Annotated in this window: 16 protein-coding genes; 7 read left to right on the forward strand and 9 right to left on the reverse strand. The window is 66.2% G+C overall.

What is annotated here, in order from left to right:
* Positions 1–74: 74 nt before the first annotated feature.
* From C1706_RS01365 to C1706_RS01375, 3 genes are all read right to left on the reverse strand, one after another.
* Positions 75–1733, reverse strand: coding sequence for a gamma-glutamyltransferase family protein (locus C1706_RS01365; RefSeq protein WP_129457407.1), 1659 nt, complete (start codon positions 1731–1733; stop codon positions 75–77).
* A gap of 10 nt (positions 1734–1743) precedes the next feature.
* On the reverse strand, positions 1744–3966 hold the full coding sequence (gene treS, locus C1706_RS01370; RefSeq protein ID WP_241653361.1) for a maltose alpha-D-glucosyltransferase: 2223 nt from the start codon (positions 3964–3966) through the stop codon (positions 1744–1746).
* Between the two features lie 87 nt (positions 3967–4053).
* Positions 4054–6417, reverse strand: coding sequence for an ATP-binding cassette domain-containing protein (locus C1706_RS01375; protein WP_129457409.1), 2364 nt, complete (start codon positions 6415–6417; stop codon positions 4054–4056).
* A gap of 217 nt (positions 6418–6634) precedes the next feature.
* Here C1706_RS01375 and C1706_RS01380 point away from each other — a divergent pair, with 217 nt between their 5' ends.
* Positions 6635–7927: an ABC transporter substrate-binding protein gene (locus C1706_RS01380; RefSeq protein WP_129457410.1), complete on the forward strand. Its 1293-nt coding sequence runs from the start codon at positions 6635–6637 to the stop codon at positions 7925–7927.
* A gap of 94 nt (positions 7928–8021) precedes the next feature.
* Here the strand turns inward: C1706_RS01380 and C1706_RS01385 are convergent, their stop codons facing one another.
* Positions 8022–8252: a hypothetical protein gene (locus C1706_RS01385; protein WP_129457411.1), complete on the reverse strand. Its 231-nt coding sequence runs from the start codon at positions 8250–8252 to the stop codon at positions 8022–8024.
* A gap of 147 nt (positions 8253–8399) precedes the next feature.
* Positions 8400–9326: an alpha/beta hydrolase fold domain-containing protein gene (locus tag C1706_RS13920; RefSeq protein WP_164987377.1), complete on the reverse strand. Its 927-nt coding sequence runs from the start codon at positions 9324–9326 to the stop codon at positions 8400–8402.
* 318 nt (positions 9327–9644) lie between these two features.
* Here C1706_RS13920 and C1706_RS01395 point away from each other — a divergent pair, with 318 nt between their 5' ends.
* The gene (locus C1706_RS01395) at positions 9645–10451 is read left to right on the forward strand and encodes a hypothetical protein (RefSeq protein WP_164987378.1); all 807 of its coding nucleotides are present in this window, start codon (positions 9645–9647) and stop codon (positions 10449–10451) included.
* A complete protein-coding gene (locus tag C1706_RS01400) occupies positions 10448–11275 on the forward strand; it encodes a hypothetical protein (protein ID WP_129457414.1) in 828 nt (275 codons plus the stop codon). Before C1706_RS01395 ends, C1706_RS01400 begins: the two co-directional genes overlap by 4 nt.
* Positions 11276–11353: 78 nt before the next feature.
* Here the strand turns inward: C1706_RS01400 and lpdA are convergent, their stop codons facing one another.
* Entirely contained in the window at positions 11354–12754 is a 1401-nt protein-coding gene (gene lpdA, locus C1706_RS01405) for a dihydrolipoyl dehydrogenase (RefSeq protein WP_129457415.1), read from the reverse strand.
* A gap of 69 nt (positions 12755–12823) precedes the next feature.
* Here lpdA and C1706_RS01410 point away from each other — a divergent pair, with 69 nt between their 5' ends.
* Positions 12824–14347: a UDP-N-acetylglucosamine 1-carboxyvinyltransferase gene (locus C1706_RS01410; RefSeq protein ID WP_431830671.1), complete on the forward strand. Its 1524-nt coding sequence runs from the start codon at positions 12824–12826 to the stop codon at positions 14345–14347.
* 90 nt (positions 14348–14437) lie between these two features.
* On the opposite strand, the gene pdxY is transcribed toward C1706_RS01410, so the two are convergent.
* Positions 14438–15292 (reverse strand): pyridoxal kinase PdxY, encoded by an 855-nt coding sequence (gene pdxY / locus C1706_RS01415; protein ID WP_129457417.1) that lies wholly within the window; start codon positions 15290–15292, stop codon positions 14438–14440.
* 70 nt (positions 15293–15362) lie between these two features.
* On the opposite strand from pdxY, the gene C1706_RS01420 reads away from it, so the two are divergent.
* The 3 genes from C1706_RS01420 to C1706_RS01430 all read left to right on the forward strand — a co-directional run bounded on the left by C1706_RS01420 (position 15363) and on the right by C1706_RS01430 (position 17898).
* Positions 15363–16145, forward strand: coding sequence for a glycerophosphodiester phosphodiesterase family protein (locus tag C1706_RS01420; RefSeq protein WP_129457418.1), 783 nt, complete (start codon positions 15363–15365; stop codon positions 16143–16145).
* Positions 16142–17473, forward strand: coding sequence for an MFS transporter (locus C1706_RS01425; RefSeq protein ID WP_206660920.1), 1332 nt, complete (start codon positions 16142–16144; stop codon positions 17471–17473). The genes C1706_RS01420 and C1706_RS01425 overlap by 4 nt, the downstream gene beginning before the upstream one ends.
* Before the next feature lie 92 nt (positions 17474–17565).
* Entirely contained in the window at positions 17566–17898 is a 333-nt protein-coding gene (locus C1706_RS01430; protein ID WP_129457420.1) for an RNA polymerase-binding protein RbpA, read from the forward strand.
* Positions 17899–17973: 75 nt separating this feature from the next.
* Here the strand turns inward: C1706_RS01430 and C1706_RS01435 are convergent, their stop codons facing one another.
* Positions 17974–18486 (reverse strand): FxsA family protein, encoded by a 513-nt coding sequence (locus C1706_RS01435; protein WP_129457421.1) that lies wholly within the window; start codon positions 18484–18486, stop codon positions 17974–17976.
* Positions 18486–19349, reverse strand: coding sequence for a polyprenol monophosphomannose synthase (locus C1706_RS01440; protein ID WP_129457422.1), 864 nt, complete (start codon positions 19347–19349; stop codon positions 18486–18488). Before C1706_RS01440 ends, C1706_RS01435 begins: the two co-directional genes overlap by 1 nt.
* Positions 19350–19358: the final 9 nt, after the last annotated feature.

Here is a 19358-nt window from a genome sequence, read left to right on the forward strand (position 1 = left end):
CCCGCACCTGCTCGTGCCGCGACCCTAGCGGTGACAAGGACGAATCGCTTCGGGGACGCGCGGAACGGTGCCCACTACCAGCCGACGGGGTACCCGTCGGCTCGCGGCTCCGACCCGACCACGAGCGTCCCCTCGGTCGTGCGCCAGATCCCTTGCCCCCGCCCGAAGACGGTGGCCGAGCGAGCCGTCACGACGCGGTGTCCCGCCGCCGCGAGCGCGTGAGCGGTTGCGGCTCCTGCCGCAGCCTCGATCTGCACCTCGCCGCTTTCCGCGTCCCAGAACCAACGCGGTCGCCCCAGAGCTGTCTGGGGATCATCCCCGCCTTCGACGGCATCGAGCACCACTTGAACATGCCCCTGAGCCTGCATGTGTCCACCCATCACGCCGAAGGGGCCCACCGGTGCCCCGCCTCGGGTCAAGAAGCCGGGGATGATCGTGTGGAAGGGGCGCTTGCCGGGGGCGAACTCATTGGGGTGTCCCGGCTGCAACGAGAACCCCCATCCCCGGTTTTGGAGAGAGATGCCGGTACCGGGAACGACGATCCCCGACCCGAATCCCGCAAAGTTCGACTGGATGAAGCTGACGAACCGCCCCTCGTCGTCGGCGGTGCACAGGTAGACCGTGTCTGAGGCGCGTGGATCCACCCCCACGGGGCGGTGTGCATGAGCGCCCAAGCCTCGACGGCGCGCAGCAATGTGGGCATCAGCCAGCAGCGCGGCCGTCGGAACGTCCGCGTACTCCGGGTCGGCGACGAAGGCGTGGGCGTCGGCGAGCGCAGCCTTGGTCGCTTCGAGTGCCCGATGCCAGGCCTGCGGGCGGGGAAGGGCGGTGACCGCCGCCGCAGCACCAGCGGGGCCAAAGGGGGCCACGTCGTCGGGGTCATAGCCTTCGAGGATCCGCAACGCGATCAGCACGGCGATGCCCTGCCCATTCGGGGGAATCTCCCACACCTCATGGTCTCGGTAGGCGACGCTGAGCGGTTCCACCCACCTCGAGCGGTGGTCAGCTAGGTCGGCGGCGTTCAGGCGTCCGCCCGTCTTGTCCGCGAACGACACCAGCCTGTGGGCCGCCTCGCCCTCGTAGAGATCGGCACCTCCGCTGGCGGCGAGCGCACGCAACGTCGCCGCCGTCTCGGTGCTGCGCCACACCTCGCCCACTCCCGGGGCTCGCCCTTCGGGGGCGAAGTGTCGTAGGAACTCCTCCTGTGCGGGGTCGGCATGGGCGCGACGGCGCGCCGTGGCGCCGTCCACGGCCCGCGCCCACGCATCCGCGACCACCGGGGAGACGGCAAACCCGTCCTCGGCTAGGGAAGCGGCGGGTTCCAGCACGGTCGCGAAGGGGAGCCGTCCGAACCTCGCGTGGAGGTCGGCCCAGGCGCGTACCGCTCCCGGAACCGTCACCGACGCCCACCCGTGCTGCGGCATTGCGGTGTGACCCGCTGCGCGCAGGTCCTCCGCCCGCCAACCCCGGGCTGCCTTGCCCGACCCGTTGAGGCCATGCAAGCGCTTCCCATCCCACACGAGCGCGAAGGCGTCCGAACCCAAGCCGTTACTGGTGGGCTCCACGACGGTCAACGCTGCCGCCGTGCCGATGGCCGCATCCACTGCGTTCCCGCCCGCCTGCAGCAAGGAGAGACCTACGTGGGCAGCCAACGGTTGCGACGTAGCCACAGCCCCTCGGCGGGCGAACAACGGTTGACGGCGTCCGGCCACCCCAAGCTCTGCAAGATGCATGACGCGGACGTTACCCCGCGGGACGAATCACGAGCGCGGTTCCACCAAACGCTGCCAACGCGACGCTGAACCCGCCCAAATCATCGACGTCCCCAACCACGGCGCCACTAGCCAGATCGATGACGCTGCCGACCGGGAGCGCCTCGCTTTGGACGCGGGCCACCACGGCGTCGCGCCCGAAGTTCAGCACTGTCACCTCGATGGTCGAATCGGCGAGGCGATTGACGAGGATCAGGAGGGACCGGTGGGGGACATCCGGCACGTCGATGAGTTCTCCGGTCGCCACCCCGGACAGGCGGCGAATCTCCAGGATCCGCGACAGCCGTGACGCAAACGAGCCCGGGTCAGCCAACTGCGAAGGAAGCCCGCCGTAGAGCGTGCGCGCCCGCGGCATCCCTGCCGCCGACTTCACCAGTTCAGGGGCGGTGTCCATCAGGTCGTAGGCGCCTCGCTCGATCCAGCGCGTGTCTCCGTCTGAGATGAGCCCGCGCACTTGGCTGCGCTCCAAAGGCAACGCCCCGACGAGGTCCCACCCTGACAAAGCGATCACGCCGGGCTGGAAGGCGTTGTACATGCACAAGAGAAGGTGCGCGTCGGTGACCATCGCGATGTCGTCCTCGGTCAACGCTGCCAGATCGTGCAGGCCGAGCGCCGCGGTGATGAGGGATGCCGTCGTGCAGGCGATCCCGTTTTGAGTGAAGACCGCGTTGTACGGACCTGCCTCGCCGGTCAAGGTGTCGCGCATCGACTGGCGGATCGTCTCGGCGAGTTCTGTGCCGGTCATTTCCTCGCCCGCGAAGGGGAAGACCTCATTGGCATGACCGGCGGCGAAATGCATCAGTTCATAGGTGAGCTCATCGTGGTTTTGCAACGCATGCACCAAGGAGGCCTGATCGACGCCCAGGCGCAGCGCCTCGCGGAGCGTCAGACGCAAGAACTCTGTGTCGGCCGTCGCCAGTGCCACCTGATAGGCGGGACGCGTGACGAAGTCGTAGCTCAGGTCCGGCCCCACGGAGCCGGTGTTCACGATGTCGTCGATGGTGAGGTTGAGTTCCTGGAAGGTGAAGCCGCCGACCTTGCGCACCATCGACCCGATGAGTTGGTTCGCGGCCTGGGACAACGGATGCCCCTCAGACCAGGCGGGGGAGCGATCCACGGACTTCTCGACGCCCAGGAAGCCGTTGGCGTCCAGGCGTAGCCCCCCAGATCCAAGATCCAGGAGCGAATGGAGGGCATCACCCATCACGAGGCGCATCCCGGCGAACGTGGGATCGAGCCAGTTGATCGACGGCTGACCTTCCTTGAAGTAGTGCAGGTAGACCCAGCGGCGCAGCACGCCTCGGTGGTCGTAGACCGGCGGGGTGACCGACCAGTTGGTCTCCTTGACGCCAGGCTCAAAGAAGATCACCCGCTGCAGTTCACCGATGATGTAGCCCGCCTCCGCGAGCGCCTCCTCCGTAGCCCGATCCAGGTTGACCGAGTCGCTGCCCTCGGGCACATCGGGAAGCAAGGACCATGCGTCCCGCGGGATGTCGATGAGGTGGTAGATCCCGGGATAGTCGCCGTAGTTGAGTTCGGCCAGCCGGAAGTCGGCGCCCTTTCCCGTGTGCCCGGGCACGATGTCGTCGATGATCGTTCCGCCATAGGAGGCTGCGGTTTGCCCCATGTCGCGGAACTCTTCCTCCGTGCCGAACAGAGGATCGATCGCCATGCTGATGCGGTCGAAGTGCCCGTCGATGGACGGCGTCTGTTCCCACCCGGAGATACCTCCCGCCAGCTTGACCGGACCAGTGTGAATGGCCTCGATCCCGATGTGCTCGAAGGCCTGCCACAGCGCCTCGTCGCCCAAGGCTCCCAGGAACGACTGGCCGTGCGCGGTGATAAGGCTCAGGGGATAGGCCGTGTACCACACGGATGCCTGCTCGACTGCGGCGCGAGGGTTGGGGGCCGCGAACGCGTTGGCCCACATCAGGTGATGCCCGGCGAGTTGGCGCGCCAACGTGGACGCGTCATCCAGCATCGACTGCTCGACGAGCCACTCGACGTAGGCGCGGTTGCGTCCGTCCGCGGCAAACGGGGGAGCGGGCAGGTCTGACCCGGCATGCTGCCGCCGCGCCTGGGGGCGCAACTTCGACGGGCGGGCGTCGAAGCGCTGTTGGTCGAAACTGATATCGGGGGTGACGTCGCCTGCGGGCTCCTCACGGAGGGCACGCGGCTCGTTCGTCGTGGTCACCAGACCCACGGTAGCCATGCGTGGGCGCCACTGAACACCCCAGGCCCCTGGAGATGGTCCTGTGCAGGGTGCGCCCACCCGCAGTGGTCAGTCGGCGACGTAGGCGGCGAGGTGCTCTCCGGTCAGCGTGGATCGTGCCGCCACCAGGTCATGCGGCGTCCCCTCGAAGACGACGGTTCCGCCTTGCGAACCGGCGCCGGGGCCCAGATCGATGATCCAGTCGGCATGCGCCATGACGGCCTGATGGTGCTCGATGACGATGACGGACTTGCCCGCCTCCACCAGCCGGTCCAGCAACCCGAGCAACTGCTCCACATCGGCGAGGTGGAGGCCTGTGGTGGGCTCGTCCAACACATAGACCCCGCCCTCCTCGCCCAAGTGGGTGGCCAGCTTCAAACGCTGCCTTTCCCCACCCGACAAGGTGGTCAGCGGCTGTCCCAGCGTGAGGTAGCCGAGCCCGACATCGTCGAGGCGGTGCAGGATGGCGGCGGCTGCCGGAATCCGCGCATCCCCTTCAGAAAAGAACCCGCGCGCCTCAGCGACGGGCATCGAGAGCACCTCGGAGATGTCTTTGCCACCCAGCTTGTACTCCAGTACCTCTGCCATGAACCGCTTGCCGCCACACACTTCGCACACGCTCGAGACGGTCGCCATGAAGCCCAGGTCGGTGAACACCACGCCAGCCCCGTTGCAGTGGGGGCAGGCGCCTTCGGAATTGGGGGAGAACAAAGCCGGCTTCACCGCATTGGCCTTCGCGAACGCCTTGCGAATCGGGTCCAACAGCCCCGTATAGGTAGCGGGGTTGCTGCGCCGACTCCCCTTGATGGCGCCCTGATCCACGCTCACCACGCCGTCTCGGCCTGCCACCGAACCATGGATCAAGGAACTCTTCCCCGATCCGGCGACACCCGTCACGACGACGAGGACGCCCAGGGGGATATCGATATCCACTGCGCGGAGATTGTGCGTCGTCGCGCCGCGCACCTGGAGCGCCCCGCTCGGCGTCCTGACCGAGGCCTTCAGGCGCGCCCGATCATCGAGGTGACGTCCCGTGAGCGTGCCACTGGCCCGCAAACCTGCCAGGTCACCGTCAAAGACGATCTCACCGCCCGCGGTGCCCGCCCGGGGGCCTAGGTCGACGACATGGTCGGCGATGGCGATCGCCTCAGGCTTGTGCTCGACCACCAAGACGGTGTTGCCCTTGTCTCGCAACCGGAGCAACAGGTCGTTCATCCGCTGAATGTCGTGCGGGTGGAGCCCGACCGTCGGTTCATCGAACACGTAGGTGACGTCGGTCAGCGAGGAGCCCAGGTGGCGCACCATCTTGGTCCGTTGCGCTTCGCCACCCGACAGCGTCCCGGCGGGGCGGTCCAGGCTCAGGTATCCCAAACCAATCTCCACGAAGGCCCGTAGGAGGCCACTGAGCGCCTCCGTCAGGGGCGCCACCTCGGGGTCATCGAGGTCTGCTACCCAGTCCACGAGGTCACTCACCTGCATGGCGCACAGGTCAGCGATGTTCTTGCCCCGGATGCGGGAGGACCGAGCGCCTTCCGCTAGTCGAGTCCCCCCGCAATCGGGGCAGGAGGTGAACTTCACGGCACGCTCCACAAACGCCCGGACGTGCGGCTGCATCTGTTCAGGATCCTTGGCGAGCATCGACTTGGTGATCTTCGGGATGAGGCCCTCGTAGGTCAGGTTGATGCCCTCGACCTTGATCTTGACCGGCTCTTTGTAGAGCAAATCGTGCATCTCGCGCTGGGTGTAGGCCCCCAGTGGCTTCTCCGGATCGAAGAATCCCGAGCCGATGAAGATGCGCCCGTACCAGCCGTCCATGGAGTAGCCCGGAACTTTGAAGGGCCCTTGCCGCAGCGACAGCGACGCGTCGAACACCTCGCTCAGATCAATGTCGGAGACGTTCCCGGTCCCTTCGCAACGCGGGCACATGCCTCCCACGACGCTGTAGCTGCGCCTCTCCATCCGTGCGCCCGCACCCTTGTCCACCTTGACGGCGCCGTGCCCGCTCACTGAGGGCACGTTGAACGAGTAGGCCTGCGGCGAGCCGATGTGGGGATCACCCAGCCTGCTGAACAGCATGCGCAGCAAAGCATTGGCGTCCGTCGCCGTACCCAAGGTCGATCGGAGATTCGGGCTCATCCGCTCCTGATCGACGATGATGGCCGTCGTCAGGCCCTCCAAGGTGTCCACATCGGGGCGATCAAGGGTGTCCATGAACCCCTGGACGAAGGCGGGGTAGGTCTCGTTGATCATCCGCTGAGACTCGGCCGCGATGGTGTCGAACACCAGGGAACTCTTCCCGGATCCGGAGACGCCGGTGAAGACGGTCAAGCGCCGCTTGGGCAGATCCAGCGAGACATTCTTCAGGTTGTTCTCTCGCGCGCCCCGCACACGGATCCAGTCGTGAGAGTCGGCCAGGTGCTGGCGTTCGGTCATGACCCATCAGAGTAGAACAAGGCGCAAGAGGCGCCTCACACGGCAACTACACAACGTTGTTGCTCACTCCGTCAACCATTCATCCCTCCTAGCCGGAAGGCGTTTTCCCGCAGGCGGCGACAAGGAGTTTCACCGTTCGTGACGCAAGTGCTGGCCCACTCCCAACACCCCCATTTACCCTTGCCGCAGGCCTGGGTTTATCAATGAGGAGGACTCCATGGACCGCAGAACCTTCCTGGGTATGGGTATCGGCATCGGCGCCGCGACCATGCTCGCTAGCTGCTCACAAGGCGGTGGAGCCGTCTCCACTCCGAGCGGAGATCCCAAGAACGCCACGATGCGTTTCACCTGGTGGGGGAACGACACCCGCACCCGCGTGACGAACGCCACCATCGATCGCTACTCGTCGAAGAACCCTGGCGTCAAGATTGCCGGGGAGCCGGGGGAGTGGAACGGCTACTGGGACAAGCTCGCCACCCAAGCGGCCGCCAACAACGCCCCCGACATCATCCAGATGGACGAGAAGTACCTTGCCGATTACGGGGCTCGCGGCCTCCTGCTGAACCTGGAGTCCTCGGTGAAGACCGACAAGTTCCTGGCAGGCACCGCCGACACGGGACGCCTTCCTAAGGGCTTGTTCGGCATCAACGCTGGCGTCAACGCGCCCATCATCGTCGCGAACCCGAAGCTGTTCCAAGAGGCGGGCATCCCGCTGCCTGATGACACGAAGTGGACGTGGGACGACCTGCGCGCTCTGTCCTTGGAGATCACCCGAAAGATCAACCGCCCAGGGGTCTACGGCACCGGCAACCTGTTCGGTCAAGACGGCCTCATGAAGGCGTTCGTCCGCCAGCGCGGGGGCCAGCAGTGGACCTCCGACGGCAAGATCGGGTGGAAGAACGAGGACCTGGAAGCCTACTTCCAGTGCCTCATGGACATGCAGAAGGACAAGTCCATCCAGCCGCCCTCCGAATTGGCCGAGGAAGACACCAAGCCCATGGACCAGTCCGCCATCGCGAACGGCCGGGTCGCGATGACGTACCTGTGGTCGAACCAGGTCAAGGCGCTGGACGCAGCGTCCGGGACGGACATGAAGCTGTTGCGCCCTCCGGCCGCCGCGGGCGCGCCCACGTGGCTGTGGTACAAGGCGTCCATGTACTGGTCGGTGTCGTCGCGGTCGTCCAACACCGCAGCTGCCGCCGCCTTCGTCGACTGGCTGTCGAACTCGGTGGACGCCGTGAGTACGCTCACCGCCGAGCGGGGGTTGCCGCCCAACACGGAGTGCCGCGCGGCATTGGCGCCGTCGCTGCAGCCCACCGACAAGAAGGTGGCCGGCTACCTGAGCAGCATCGAGAGCAGCGTTACCGACGCGGGCGGCCTCACTCCCGTGGGTGGCAGTTCGTTCCAGACGGTGTTCATGCGCAAGTACCAAGACATCCTGTTCAACCGCGCCTCCATCAAGGATGCCGTTCAGCAGTTGCGCGACGAGGTCCAAAGCGGCCTGAAGTAGCACCACGGCGTTCAACCACAGGGGCTGGGGGAGCGAGCAGCGTTCCCTCGGCCCTTGTGGCACACCTGCAGGGATGCGCGTGCCCGTCGCCGCGTCAGGAGGAGCCAGAGGCACGTGCCTTCATGATGGCCGCGATCAGGAGGCGCACACCGATGGCCACCAGAATCACGGCGACGATGAGGCCCACAGGGTTGCGATCCGTGGTGAGCATCAAGCCGAACAGGGCAACCCCCGCCAAGAGGATGGCACCGGCCAAGGTGAATCCCAGCGTGCCCTCGAGGAGTCCCACGCGCGGGCGGACATCCGGATCATCGTCGTCGGTCATGCGCGGAGCGTATCGGGTTCGATAGACAGCGACTCGACCGCCACCAAACGAGGTCTTCGCCACCGGATCAAGGGGACCCACCCCGCGCGTAATGTCATAATGCTCATTATCGGACAACCGCCCGGGGAGGCCAGAAGAGGCTGGGGGTCAGCGACCCGCCTCGGCCACGATGCCTGCGATCTGCCCGATCGCCGTCTTCGCCTCGGGCAGGAACGTCACCGCCATGAAGACGTGGAACAGCTTCGGATACTCGAAGAATCGGTACGCGAGACCCTTGGCCTTCAGCGCGTCGCGCAAGGATCGTGCGTCCGCGTTCACCAGGTCATAGGTTCCGGTGAAGATGCTCACCTCGGGCAGGTTCTCCAGATCGCCGAACAACGGGCTCACGCGCGGATCCGTCAGGGACAACCCTCCGGCATACGCCTCGCCCGCCTTCTGCGAGTTGCGACGCGGCAGCATGGGGTCGAGCTTCTCCAGGCCGTCTTGACGCGGGTCGACCATCCGGACATCCAGCCATGGCGAGAGCAACACGATCTCGTCGGGCTGGGCGCCGCCGACGTCACGCAAATGTTGGGCCCACGCGTAGGAAAGACCGCCACCGGCGGAGTCCCCCATGATCGTCCACGGACGACCCTGGCGAATGTCGTCAAAGACGGGAGTGAGTTTCTCCAGGTATGTAAAGACGTCCGTGCATGTCGCTTGCCCGGCGAGCGGGTAATCCGGGACGACCACGGTCGCGTTGGTGCGCTCGATGATCGCCGCGATGAGCTTCCAGTGCAGGCTCACGATGTTCATCACATAGGCGCCACCGTGCAGATACAGGATCGTTTGCGACGACGGACCGGTGCGTGGACCAATCGTCCACAGCGGGCGTCCTTCGAACTGCGTGGTCGTCACGGAGAATCGATGACGGATCGCTGCCGGGACGTCCGCGGGCTCTGACACCGAGTCGATGCTCGCGCGCGCCTTCGCGTCGTTGTTCTTGCGTGCGCCGGACGCCTTGATCAGCGCGGAACACGCCCAGGCAAGCGGGCTACGCCGCCCCGTGTGAACGTACTCAACCACATGACTCATGGCTGTCCCACTCCCCTCGCCCGATGCCCGACACGGCCAGCGTAGCCGTGCTGTCGGCGTCGACGAGGTCCGGCAGCGCCCGGTTTGTGGTTGGCTCGTAGCCATGACCGATCGCACTGTGGCGCTCGAGACTTCCCTCGGCGAACTCGTGGGCCGATCGCTGGTGGTGGAGGCCGTCGCGCTGGGGGCAAACCCCACCGACGCCACCGTCGAGCGTTGTGCAGTGGGGCTGTGGGTGCGTCCCGGACGCCGGGGCTCCTCGTCCTGCCGCATCGTCGGCGACCCGATTGGCGCCCTCCTGCGCGTGAGCGTTGGCGCTTGCCCGCGCCAGGGACGGTGTTCGCCCATCGCCAACCCGTCACGATGCCCGCGGTCACCGCCGTCGGAACGGCCGCCACTGCGGTCTGCGAGGTCACTCCATGCTCCGCCATGGTGTGGGAGTTGGAACCCCCCTGGGTTCGATCGCGCATCATCGCGTCCACCCTCGTGATGACCACGCTCGCCGCCGTGTTGTTTTTCCTGTTCGTCGTCCCGTGGTTTCCGGGGGTGAGCTTCGCGATCATTTTGGCGACCGTGACGGCCCTTCACCTCTTTCCCGAAACGCGCCCCGTACGCCTGCGCCGGGGGCATCGCATTCTTGAACTGGACGCCGCCCTGCAACGCGTCGACGCCGCCGTCAGCGGGCCGACCCCGAGCGAACGCGTGCAGGTCGTCCAGGAACGCTATGGCGCGTTGCTGACCGATGCGGTCTACCGGATCGAGAACTCGGCACTGTTCGATGCTGCTGTCCCCAGCACGCAGCGCTTTCAGGTTGCTTTAGCCACGTGGGATCCCGATGCTCCCGATGCGGTCGGGCTCGCCTCCCAGATTGAAACAACGTTCCAGAACGCACGTGAGGATGCGGAGCGTCTGGGCTTCGACCATCTCCCCCAGGTCGCGCGTTCCCCGGCGCGGCGTGCGGTCAAAGCGATCACCCTGGGCCTTGCGGCTCCCCCCGGGCCGGAACGCGAGGTGGCACTGAAGGGCGCGTCCACCACCCTCAAGGAGTTGGCCTTGTACTACTTGCCGGTGATTGATCCTGCGGCCCCCACCTTGATCGCCACCCGCAAAGAGCTCCCGCGATGAGCCCGCTCCTGCCCACCGTGTGGGAGCCGCTGCCCCTCCACACTCCGCTCGGCGACCTGGCTGGCTCCTCGTTCCTTGCGGTCGCCGACCCGGACAATCATGTGCTGGGTAGCGTGGTGGCACCTCGGCACGACGCCGGCATGCCGTTGCGCTTCATGGAGACTCTCACCACGGTCGCGGGCCAGCCGCATCGCAAGAGTCGGGAGGTCAATCCGGCACTCCCCCTGGCTGCCGTCTGCGCGCTCGTCGGCGTCTCCCCCGTCGCGGCAACCCTCCTTCCCGCGATCAACTGGTTGGCTGTCACTCCCGAGTCGGTCAGCGTGGGAGGACGTACTCGTTCCCTGGCGGCGCTGGTCGCGCGCGTCCCCACGCCGCAAGCGCGCCGCCAGCAGGCAGCCAGCCGGGTGGACGCGGTCAAACAGGAGTATGGGCGGCTGCGCGGCGATGTGACGTATCGCATCGAGAACGCCGCCTTGTTCGACCCCTCCAGTGAGGCGACCCGACAGTTCGAGACGGCGCTGGTCCTGTGGGATGACGTTGACCCCACCACCCCAGAGACCGAAGTGGTGCGGCGGGCAGCCATGGTGGAGGTCACCTTCGCCACGGCGCGCAGCGCCGCCGAAACTGAAGGGTTCGCTCACTTGCCCGCCCAGGCCCGTCCGATTGCCGAGCGGGCAGCCAAAAGTGCTCGCCTGGCGCAGCTCTCGCCTTCCGAGTCGAAACGACGAAGGGCGGTGGACGCGGTGGCGACGCTGCTGCACCGCCTCAACCTGAGCTATCTGCCTGACCCCACCGTGCTGAATCGGGCGCTCCCCGGCTTGTAGCGCTCGCCCGCTTGGAGACGCCGTAGAGCCCCTTGGGTACTCCCGCACCCAAGGGGCCCTACGCCCGCCGCGTTGATCTCAGAGATTGATCATGTGCCCGGCGATGCCCTCAACGGCCTCCTTGACGGCCTCCGAGAGCGTCGGGTGCGCATGAATCGTCCGGCCAACCTCGTCAGCGGTCAGATCCCACGTCTGAGCCAAAACCAGCTCCGGCAGCAACTCGGTGACGTCGGGGCCAATCATGTGGGCACCCAGAATCTCGTTGTGCTGCGCGTCGGCGACAACCTTCACGAAGCCTGTTCCTTCACCCAGACCCCACGCCTTGCCGTTGGCCGAGAACGGGAACTTGGCCACCTTGACGTCGAAGCCCTTGTCCTTGGCCTGCTGCTCGGTGTACCCGAAGGCGGCGACCTGCGGCTGGCAGTAGGTCGCCCGCGGGATCATGTCGTAGTTGATCGCCATCGTCTCGGCTCCCGACAACGTCTCGGCAGCGACGACGCCCTGGGCCTCGGCGGTGTGCGCCAGCATCAGCTTTCCGGTGCAGTCGCCGATGGCGTAGATGCCGGGAACGTTGGTGCGCATGTAGTCGTCGATCTCGATCGCGCCGCGTTCGGTGACCTTCACGCCGGTGTTCTCCAGGCCGTAGCCCTCCAGACGCGGGGCGAAGCCGACGGCCTGCAGGAACTTGTCGGCCTCCAGGATCGAGGCGTCACCACCCTGGGAGGGAGCCACGGTGACGCGGACGCCCGAACCGGTGTCCTCGACGCCCTGCACCGCGGTGCTGGTGAGGACCTTGATGCCCAGCTTCCTGTAGGCCTTCGCGAGTTCCGCCGACACCTCGGGGTCCTCGTTGGGAACCATTCGATCGAGGAACTCCACGATGGTGACGTCGACGCCGTAGCTGTTGAGCACGTAGGCGAACTCCGTGCCGATCGCACCCGAGCCGCCGATGATGATCGAGGACGGCAGAGCGTCGGCCAGGATCTGCTCCTTGTACGTGATCACGTTCGCGCTCAGCGAGGTGCCCCGCAGCAGCTTCGTCGTGGCCCCCGCGGCGATGATGCAGTTGTCGAACGTGACCGTCTGGGTCGAACCGTCCTCGGCCGCGACCGTGATCGAGTGGGCGTCGACGAAAGTCCCCCAGCCGTGGATCTCGGTGATCTTGTTCTTCTTCATCAGGTAGTGGATGCCGCCGACCATGCGCTCGGACACCTTGCGGGAGCGGCTGAAGGCGACGCCGTAGTCCACGGTGATGTCACCGGAGATGCCGAACGTCTTGGCCTCCTTGGTGACGATGTGTGCCAACTCGGCGTTCCGGAGCAACGACTTGGTCGGGATACAGCCCACGTTCAGGCAGACACCGCCCCAGTACTCCTTCTCGATGATGGCAACCTTCTTGCCCAACTGGGCGGCGCGGATGGCGGCCACGTAGCCGCCTGGTCCGGCGCCGAGGACGACGACGTCGAAGTGAGAGCTCATGGTTCTCACTTTATGCCTTCGCCAGGCAGCTCACGACCGGTGCTGACCCGTGCACTAGAATCGCCCCTCGTGACCTCGAAATCCTCCACCGGCATCGGCCGGCTCATCCGGGACGCCCGCATGCAGCGTGGCCTCACCCACTCCCAGGTCGCCGAGGCTCTGGCACTGGAACCCTCCGTCTTGCGTGACATCGAGATGGGCGCACGCAGCGTCGACCTCGACGAGATCGCCCGCATCGCCGCCGCCTTGCAGGACCCCTCCCTGGCTCCTGTGGGTCGCACGATGCACCTGCGGATCAAGGGGCCCACGACGCTCTCCGGCAGCATCGACGTGCGTTCCTCCAAGAACGCCGCCGTCGCCTTGTTGTGCGCCTCCTTGCTGAACAAGGGTCGTACCACCCTGGAAGGCATCGCGCGCATCGAGGAGGTGAATCGCATCCTCGAAGTGCTCGAGTCCATCGGCGTCCAGGTGACGTGGTCGGCCGACAAGTCAGAGTTGGAGTTGATCCGGCCCGAAACGTTGGATCTCGCGTCCCTTGACGTCGAGGCTGCCCGACGCACGCGCTCGGTGATCATGTTCTTGGGACCGCTACTGCACCTCCTGCCCGAGTTCCGGCTGCCCTACGCCGGCGGGTGCGATCTCGGCACCCGCACGGTCACCCCGCACCTGCAGGCGCTTCAGTTCTTCGGGCTCAACGTCAAGGCGACCGACGGCTGGTACAACGCAGCGGTCCGCGAGACCGACGGTGGCGTCCGCCACATCACCTTGACCGAACGTGGCGACACCGTCACCGAGAACGTGCTGATGGCGGCGGCCCTGTACCCGGGCACGACCGTCATCCGGAACGCGTCCCCCAACTACATGGTTCAGGATCTGTGCTTCTTCCTCGAAGCCCTCGGCGTGACCCTCGAGGGCATCGGCTCGACCACTTTGACGGTGACCGGCGCCGAGGAGATCTCCGCCGACGTGCGCGTGGCCCCCTCGGAGGATCCGATCGAGGCGATGAGCCTGATCACCGCCGCCGTGGTCACCAAGTCCGAGCTGACCGTCCGGCGAGCCCCCATCGAGTTCCTCGAAATCGAGTTGGCGATCCTGGGAGACATGGGGCTGCAATACGACCTCAGCCAGGAGTACCCAGCGGCCAACGGCCGGACGCGACTGGTCGACATCACCGTCCACCCGAGCACTCTGCGCGCCGCTCAGGACAAGATCCACCCGATGCCGTTCCCGGGCCTCAACATCGACAACCTGCCCTTCTTCGCGGTCATCGCCGCCGAAGCAGAAGGTCGGACGCTGATCCACGATTGGGTCTACGAGAACAGGGCGATCCACCTGCTGGAACTCGGGAAGCTCGGGGCGCGCACAACCCTGCTGGATCCCCACCGCCTCGTCGTCGAGGGGCCGACGAACTGGCGCAGCCAAGAGATCGTCTGCCCGCCTGCCCTGCGTCCTGCGGTCTGCCTGCTGTTGTCCAGCATGGCGGCACGCGGCGTGACCGTCTTGCGTGACGTGTACGTCATCAACCGCGGCTACGAGGATCTCGCGAACCGGCTCAACCGGCTCGGTGCCGACATCCAGGTGTTCTACGACTGATCACTCACCTGCAACGCGCGCGTCTCCCCGCTCAGGTTTCGGCCTGGGCGGGGAGACGCGCGTTGTGGTCCTGTTCAGCGTGAGGACGCCTCAGCGCACGCGGGTGACCTCAAACGTGAACGAGGGGGCGACCAGTTCATCTTGTGCGGGCACGAGCGCCAGTTCGCGCTGGTCAAGATCGGTCGTCTTCTTCAACAGTGAGTACACGACGGATGCGGTGCGCCCGATGGCCGCCTCCAGCGAGCCGCTCTCCAGCAGGGACGCCAGGAACACGCTCGCGGTCAGATCGCCCGATCCGGTGAAGGAGCGCTCCAAGAGCGGGGTCGTCACCGACCAGGCACCCTCGGCATCCACCGCCAGCATGGTCAGGGTGTCCGGATCGGCACCCTCGGCGACCACGGAGGTCACCAAGACGGTGTCGGGACCCGCCGCACGGAGCGCATCAGCGGCGCTGAGGACGTCCGCGATCGTGTGCGTCTCGCGTCCGGTCAGGTAGTTGAGCTCGTAGTGGTTCGGCGTCATGATGTCGGCAGCGGGGACGACGTGGTCGCGCATGAACTCAGGGATGCCCGCCAAGACGTACATGCCCCGGCCCACATCCCCCATCACGGGGTCGCAGCACCACACGGCCTGCGGGTTGCGCTGCTTCACCAGTTCCACGATCCGGAGGATCTCTGCACCCATCGCCGGGGCACCCTGGTAGCCGGTCAGCACGGCGTCCACCTGAGGCAGGACGCCCAACTCGTCGATGCCCTGCACGACGTCGGCGACGTCGCTGGGAGCCAGCAGCGGGCCACGCTTGCTGGGGTAGGACGTGTTGTTGGAGAAATGGACCGTCAACACCGGCCACACGTCGACGCCCAGGCGCATCAGCGGGAACGTGGCTGCGCTGTTGCCGACATGGCCGTAAGCGACCGAGGACTGGATCGAGAGAATAGTCGTCACGATCGCCCATTGTGCTCCTTCGCCGTCGCGCCGTCACCGTGTGTTCACGCAGGCTCCCTACTGTGTGCTCATGCCCGCGGACGCCCACTCCTATTTCGAGGTGCCGTTCGCGGCGCTAGCCCATCGGGGTGGTTTCTCCCCCGGTGTCCCACCCGAACTCGAAAACACTCTGCGTGCCTTCACCGCCGCCCGTGCCCTCGGGTTTCGCTACCTCGAAACCGACGTGCACGCCACCCGCGATGGGCACCTGATCGCCTTCCACGACGATCGTCTGGATCGGGTCACCGACGCCACCGGGCTGATCGCTGAGTTGCCTTACGCCGAGGTGTCGCGGGCGCGGATTGCCGGGAGCGAGCCGATCCCGACCCTGAGCGACCTCCTCGACGCCCTGCCCGATGCTCGGTTCAACATCGACATCAAGCACCCCGGCGCGATCACGCCGCTGGTCGAGACCCTCCGTAGCCATGGGGCGTTCGACCGGGTGTGCGTGGGGAGCTTCACCACGTCGAGTATCCGCGCCTTCCGGCAGGCGACGGCGGGGCGAGTCGCCACTGCGGCGTCCCCCAGCGAAGTCGCCGGTTTCGCGCTGCCGGGGGTTCGGCGTTGGTGGCCGCTGTCCGCGGACGCCTTCCAGATGCCGATGCTCGTTCCTGGGAGCCGCGTTCGGCTGCTGACGCCGGGGCTCATTGCTGCGGCGCACGCTCGTGGAGCTCGGGTGCACGTGTGGACCATCAACGACCGTGCCACCATGGAGCGCCTCCTCGACCTGGGGGTGGACGGCATCGTCTCCGACGATCTCGTGATGCTGAAGGACGCGGTGACGCGTCGGGGTCTATGGGAGGACGAGTCATGAACGATGCTGCCCTGGGTGCGCTCCCGAGTGCACCGGTGCGTCCTTCCGGGCGCAAGGTGTGGGCCTGGGCGATGTGGGATTGGGGTACGCAGCCCCTGAACACCGTGATCATCACGTTTGTGTTCTCGGTGTACATCACCGGTTCGGCGTTCGGCTCCGAAAACGACACGTCGATCGCTTTGTCGGTCTCGACGATGATTGCCGGGCTGATCGTCGCCGTGCTCGCTCCGGTGCTGGGGCAGGCGTCGGACCGCACCGGGCGTACGGTGCGCAATCTGCGGTGGCAGACGTGGGCCATCGCCTTGTTGGCCGCCTGCCTGTTCTTTGTCGCCCCAGCACCGGGCTACCTGTGGCTCGGGCTGGGTCTCCTGGGCGTAGCGTCCATCGTCGGTGAGATCGCCAACGTGAACTACTACGCCCTGATCGATCAGGTCGCCACCAAGAAGGACGTCGGCCGCGTCTCGGGATTCGGCTGGGGGCTGGGTTACCTGGGTGGCATCGTCGCCTTGATGCTGCTGTACTTCGGGTTCATCGCGCCCGAGGTGGGCTTGTTCGGGGTGAGTAGCCACGACGGCCTCGACATCCGCGTTTCCATGCTCGTGTGCGCCGTGTGGATTGTGGGCTTCACGATCCCCACGTTTGTGGCGTTGCGCGACACGCCCCGCCCACCTGCGCTCCCTGTAGGGATCCTCGCCTCGTATCGGATGCTGTGGGCATCACTGAAGCGGCTGTGGGTGGAGGATCGCAACACCGCGCGCTTCCTGGTCGCCTCGGCGCTCTTCCGCGACGGGCTCAGTGGCGTGTTCGCCTTCGGAGCCGTCTTGGCGGCGCAGACGTTCGGGTTCAGCGCGGGCGAGGTGATTATGTTCGGTGCGGCAGCCAACGTCGTAGCGGGAGTATCAACGATCGGGTTCGGGTTCCTGGACGACCGCATCGGCCCCAAGCGCGTCATTCTCCTCTCGCTTATTGCGCTGTGTGGGCTGGGCCTGGGCGTCTTCCTGCTGCATGACGGCGGCCAGATCGTGTTTTGGACCCTGGGGCTGGCCATGTGCGCCTTCGTGGGGCCCGCGCAGTCGGCGTCCCGGTCCTTCCTGGCCCGTGCGATCCCCGATGGCCGTTCCGGGGAGATCTTCGGTTTGTACGCCACCACAGGCCGCGCGACCTCGTTCCTTTCCCCCTCCCTGTTCGGGCTCGCCATCGCTGTGGGTGCCGCCATCACGCGCTCAGAAACCACGCAGTACTTCGGCATCCTCGGCATCGTCGTGGTGCTCGTCGCGGGGCTCATCCTCATGCTCGCGGTCACCGATCCGGAACAGAGCCACGCCTGATGACGTCGCGGTCGTGTCTCCCCAGGGCGACCGCAGGCTGATTCAGGAACAAGGTGGCAGCCGGTAGCGTTACGTGAACGAAGGGAGGACACATGGCAGACAAGGCATTGAGGGGCCATGGTCTCGGGTCGAAGAGTCTCGCCGACCCGTCCGGGGTCGAGATGGCTGCACGGCAGGAGATCGCATTCGATTGTCCGAACGCCCATCACTTCGCGGTCACGTTCGCGGCAGAGGCTGAGCTTCCCACCGAGTGGGAGTGCCCGCGTTGCGGGCAGATGGCGCGCCGCTCCGACGGGGTGGAGCCCGAGCCCAAGGAAGTCAAGCCGCAGCGCACCCATTGGGACATGCTGCGGGAGCGTCGCTCGATCGAGGAGTTGGAGGACATCCTCGCTGAGCGTTTGGGTGAGATCCGACAAGAGCCCTGATGATTGACGCAACAGGGGCCGCGCACCTCAATGGTGCGCGGCCCCTGTGTGCATCAACCGGGCGCCCGGAGGAGATTAGGGTTCGATCTCACCGCGAATGATGGTCGGATCGTCCGTGCCTGCCGGTGGGTGAAACCCGGGCTGTTCTACGGTTTCGCCTTCCACCACCGAACCAGGATCGGCTTGGGCTTGGAGCAGATCGATCTGGTCGCGGTAGGGGCGCGTCAGTCCCGCGAGGATCGCCCGGACTCCGCGACGCGCCAGTGGTCGTGTCGCCGGAACGATCAACAGCAGCCCGATGATGTCGGTGAGCAATCCGGGCACCGCGATCAGGGCTCCGCCTGTCAGCACGAGGGCCGCGTCCGTCAGCTGTGAGGACGCCTCCTGGGGATGCGCTTGCGCCTCCCGGAGCGAGGCCCACGCCTTGGAACCTTCGTGCCGGATGATCGCTCCCCCGACGACGCCGCCAAGCACCACAATGAGGAGGGTCCACCACACGCCCAGGGCTTGCCCGACCCAGGCGAGCAGGGCGATCTCAGCGACGGCGAGGAGACCCGCCACCACCAAGGCCACCCGGGAGCGGCGCATCAGTGGCTGTCTCCCTTGGACTTGCGCTGGGCAACGGCGTCGCTGGCCGCCCTCGACACGGCGCCGACGAACCGTCCGGCCTTCTCCCCGGCCTTTCCAGCGTGATCGCCGAACTCACCAGCGAACTGCTTGAGTTGTTGGGCGCGATGCTTGATGCCCCAGCGTGCGGTCTGGAGGGCCGCCTCAACGATGATGTCCGAGTTCATCTTGGAGACGCCGTGCTCGCGTTCGACGAACTCGATGGGAACCTCGACTACGCGGTACCCCTTCTGCAGCGCGTTCCAGGTGAGGTCCACCTGGAAGCCATAGCCGTACGTGGAAATGTCGTCGATGATGGCCCGCAGCACCGGGGCCTTGAAGAGGTTGAGCCCCCCGGTGGGGTCCTTCACCGGGATACCCAACCACACACGCGTCCACAGCGAGCCTCCGCGCGAGATGAGCTCGCGCGACTTGGGCCAGTTGACCACGCTGCCCCCCGGCACCCACCGGCTGCCCTTAACCATGTCGGCGTCAACGAGCGCATTGAGGAGCTTGGGCAGTTCCTCGGGCTGATGTGATCCGTCGGCATCGTGTTCCACGAGCACGTCGTACCCCTGCGCCAGACCCCAGCGGAAGGCATCCAGATAGGCCTTGCCGAGCCCTTCTTTGCCCTGACGGTGCACCACGTGGATGTGCTCGTCGGTGGCCGCGAGCTCGTCGGCGCGCTTTCCCGTCCCGTCGGGTGAGTTGTCATCGGCGATCAGGATGTGGGCCTCGGGCACCGCCGCGCGGAGCCGGGACGTGATCATGTCGATGTTCTCGATCTCATTGAAGGTCGGGATGATCACGAGGATCCGACCGAGCCCGAGGTAAGGCTGTGCCATATTCGCTCC

It is taken from the genome of Propioniciclava flava (assembly GCF_004126535.1).
Classification (GTDB): Bacteria; Actinomycetota; Actinomycetes; order Propionibacteriales; family Propionibacteriaceae; genus Propioniciclava; species Propioniciclava flava.